This is a genomic window from Parabacteroides sp. CH2-D42-20 (genome assembly GCF_003670185.1).
Taxonomy (GTDB): Bacteria; Bacteroidota; Bacteroidia; order Bacteroidales; family Tannerellaceae; genus Parabacteroides; species Parabacteroides distasonis.
Map to the genome: position 1 here is coordinate 1 of NZ_RAYG01000091.1, position 1166 is coordinate 1166.

Here is a 1166-nt window from a genome sequence, read left to right on the forward strand (position 1 = left end):
TCTAGGACTAGCTTACAAGCCTCCGGTATCAGCATGAAGAAACGAATGATATCCTTGTGCGTCACCGTAACAGGACCACCCCGCTTGATCTGCTCCTTGAATAACGGGATCACGGAACCGTTCGATCCCAGCACATTACCGAAACGAGTCGTCACGAATTGCGTACGCCCCCTCACCTTCCCATCCTTGATAGCCTGATCCAAGCTCTGCACGTAGATCTCGCAAATACGTTTCGAGCAGCCCATCACGTTCGTGGGATTCACCGCTTTGTCGGTCGATACCATAACGAACTTCCTCGTGCCGTATTTCACCGCCAAGTCTGCGATCACCCGGGTACCGTCCACGTTGTTGCGGACACTCTCCTCCGGATTATCCTCCATCATAGGTACATGCTTGTAAGCCGCGGCATGAAACACGTAATCCGGACGATGCTCCTCGAACAATTCCTCCATGCGTTCACGTACACAAATATCGCTCACAACCGTATAGGATTCTATATTCGACCACTGACGAGCCATCATCAAGCGGACATCGTGCAAGGGGCTCTCCGCCTGATCTATCAAGACCATACGTTCCGGGGCGAACTGGGCAACCTGCCGCACGATCTCGCTACCGATACTCCCGGCGGCTCCTGTTATCAGAATCCGCTTACCGGTAAGCTGCTTCCTCACAGCCTCCAAGTCTATCTCGATCTTATCACGGGGCAGTAAATCCTCTATATTCACCTCCCTCAGCTGGGTATGGCTCAAGTCGCTCCTCCCGTCCCACTCTTGGGCGGCAGGAGTCATATAGATCTTTATATTCGCCTTGATCAGCCTGTCCACCATCTCCTGATTATTCCGGATCGCCTCAACTTTCAATGGAGACACCAGCAAGACATTAGACCGTTTTTTCCTCATCACAGAAACCAATTCCTCATCATTCGGGTAAACCTTGACTCCCATTAAATATCGATACTCTATCTCCGCTATGTCCGAGATAAACCCCGCCAGCACAAACCGGGCCGGATCCTGATTCTGGATACTCTTCGCCAAACTCACCCCACCTTGCTTCACGCCATAGATAAACGCACGCTCAGCCTTAGCCACACGAAAAGTACTTACATAAAAATATTTCACGAACACACGCATCATCCACATCAAGCTCATAGCCAACAACGCGGAGAG

Annotated in this window: 1 protein-coding gene; it reads right to left on the bottom strand. The window is 51.2% G+C overall.

The window, feature by feature from the left end; translation table 11 throughout:
• On the bottom strand, nucleotides 1-1166 hold a 1166-nt coding region (locus tag D7V92_RS21860), incomplete at both ends, for a polysaccharide biosynthesis protein (protein ID WP_147441546.1).